The organism is Streptomyces phytophilus, from assembly GCF_013870535.1.
Taxonomy (GTDB): Bacteria; Actinomycetota; Actinomycetes; order Streptomycetales; family Streptomycetaceae; genus Streptomyces; species Streptomyces phytophilus.
In genome coordinates, this window is the sequence record NZ_JACBXC010000949.1 from 1 (window position 1) to 2,403 (window position 2,403).

The 2,403-nt window shown below is 72.6% G+C and carries 3 protein-coding genes and 1 pseudogene; 3 read left to right on the forward strand and 1 reads right to left on the reverse strand.

Annotation, left to right across the window (positions count from 1 at the left end; translation table 11 throughout):
* The 3 genes and pseudogenes from H5J30_RS27565 to H5J30_RS27575 form a co-directional block, all read left to right on the forward strand.
* Positions 1-264: pseudogene (locus H5J30_RS27565) on the forward strand (1-aminocyclopropane-1-carboxylate deaminase); the annotation flags it as partial.
* Between the two features lie 304 nt (positions 265-568).
* Complete coding sequence (locus H5J30_RS27570) at positions 569-982, forward strand: ATP-binding protein (protein WP_027753975.1); 414 nt, start codon at positions 569-571, stop codon at positions 980-982.
* A complete protein-coding gene (locus H5J30_RS27575; protein ID WP_374101028.1) occupies positions 871-1,842 on the forward strand; it encodes an RNA polymerase sigma factor SigF in 972 nt (323 codons plus the stop codon). The genes H5J30_RS27570 and H5J30_RS27575 overlap by 112 nt, the downstream gene beginning before the upstream one ends.
* A gap of 161 nt (positions 1,843-2,003) precedes the next feature.
* On the opposite strand, the gene H5J30_RS27580 is transcribed toward H5J30_RS27575, so the two are convergent.
* Positions 2,004-2,403: hypothetical protein (locus H5J30_RS27580; RefSeq protein WP_181790020.1), on the reverse strand; the 400-nt coding region annotated here is incomplete at its 5' end.

The following is a 2,403-nucleotide window of genomic DNA, read 5'->3' on the forward strand; positions in this document are numbered from 1 at the left end:
TTCCTCGGCGCCGAAGTGGAGCGGCTGCAGACCGCGGCCTTCGGCGGCCGGCGCGGCGACTGGCGCCTCGCGGACGGCTTCCACTTCGGCGGCTTCGCCCGCCGCACCCCCGAACTCGACGCCTTCGCCGCCGACTTCACCGCCCGCCACGGCCTGGCACCCGAACCGGTGTACGTCGCGAAGATGCTCTACGCCGTCGTCGCCCTCGCCGCCGGCGGCGCCTTCCCGCGCGGCTCGGCGGTCGCGGCGGTCGTCACCGGCTGACGCCGGTGTCGCCCGGACGAGGGAAGCCGGTCGGCGGTTGTCGGCGGGCCCTGCCATAATGGCAACCCGGAGTGACCGCACGGGAATTGGGACGAGAGAAGCCCTAGCCACGGAGCGTAACGAGGGTTTACTATTAGTGACAGCCGCGGGATGGGGTGGCCTTCTCCGGTCCAGGAGACAGCAGCTCATCGCACGCGGTAGCGTCGCAGGCGAACGATTTGCCGCGCTGGTCCGTTACTCCCAGTGACGGGGGGCGGGCCGGCGTTCCCATGGCAGAGAGTCGCCACGCACCTTGGAGGTGAGGGTGTCCCAGTTCGAAGGCGAGCCCAGTCCGAAGGACTTCGTCGAAGTCCGGCTGCCGGCTGCCGGGGCGTACCTGTCGGTGCTCCGCACCGCCACGGCAGGGCTCGCTGCCCGCCTGGACTTCACGCTCGACGAGATCGAGGATCTGCGCATCGCGGTCGACGAGGCCTGCGCCATCCTCCTGCAGCAGGCCGTCCCCGGCTCCGTTCTCACCTGTGTCTTCCAGCTCGGGGACGACGCGCTGCTGGTGACGGTGTCCGCACCGACCACCGACGGCCGGGCGCCCGAGCGCGACACCTTCGCGTGGACGGTGCTGTCCGCGCTCGCGGGCAGAGTGGACGCGACCGTGGGGGACGACCGCACGGTCACGATCAGCCTGCTCAAGGAGCGCGGCGCGGCGCCGGGGCTGACGTGACGTACGTCAGGGGCGTTCCGATGCGAGACGAAGGCCGGCTGGCCGCGGCGGAGCAAGGGCGGGCGGACCACATGGACGGACTGCAGCAGCACGACAGGCGTGAACCGCAGGACCGCAGCGGTGCGCGGGCGATGTTCCACGAGCTGCGCAAGCTGCCCGCGGAGTCCACCGAGCACGCCGAGCTGCGAAACGCCCTCGTGCAGATGCACCTGCCGCTGGTGGAGCATCTGGCCCGGCGCTTCCGCAACCGCGGCGAGCCGCTGGACGACCTCACCCAGGTCGCCACCATCGGCCTGATCAAGTCCGTGGACCGCTTCGACCCCGACCGCGGCGTGGAGTTCTCGACGTACGCGACCCCGACGGTCGTCGGCGAGATCAAGCGGCACTTCCGCGACAAGGGCTGGGCGGTGCGGGTGCCCCGGCGGCTGCAGGAGCTGCGGCTGTCGCTGACGTCCGCCACCGCCGAGCTGTCCCAGCTGCACGGCCGGGCGCCGACGGTGCACGAGCTGGCGCAGAAGCTCAACATCTCCGAGGAAGAGGTCCTGGAGGGCCTGGAGTCGGCGAACGCGTACTCCACGCTCTCCCTCGACGTCCCCGACACCGACGACGAGTCGCCGGCCGTCGCCGACACCCTCGGCGCGGAGGACGACGCTCTGGAGGGAGTCGAGTACCGCGAGTCCCTCAAGCCGCTGCTGGAGGAGCTGCCGCCGCGGGAGAAGAAGATCCTGCTGCTCCGCTTCTTCGGGAACATGACCCAGTCCCAGATCGCCCAGGAGGTCGGCATCTCGCAGATGCACGTCTCCCGGCTACTGGCGCGCACGCTGGCGCAGTTGCGCGAGCGGCTGCTCGTGGAGGAGTGAGCGGCGGGGCGCACGCGCCCCGCCGTGACCCACGAGGCGCTGTGCGCCGTTCTCCGGCGCCCGGAGCGCCGCGGCGAAGGAAGAGACCTCCGTGCCGTACGGGCCGCGTGGCGGGCCCGTACGCGGTCGTACGCCCCCTCCCCCGGCCCTGCGCCGCGGTGCTACGCGGTCCGGCCCGGCCCCACGCCCAGCGCCTCCGCCGAACTCGGGCTGAGGATGCAGACGAGCGTCACCGCCGCGACCGCACCCAGGGCGAGGCCCAGCGGCAGCATCACGCCGCCCGCCGACGCCATCGCGAAGGCCACCGGCAGCGCCAGGATCTGGGTGATCATCGAGGGGCCGCGGCTCCAGCTGCGCTGCCGCCACAGCCCGTGGGCGGCGGCCAGCGGCAGCGCGGCGAGCGCCAGCACGGTGAGCCCGCCGAAGACGGCCTGGCGGGTGCTGTCCGGTTCGCCGACGATCCCGAGCACGAGTTCGTAGGCCCCGAGGGCGGCGATGACGAGTCCTTCGACGGCGGTCAGCACGGCGGCGACGGTCACGCGCGGTGGCCGCGGCCCCCGC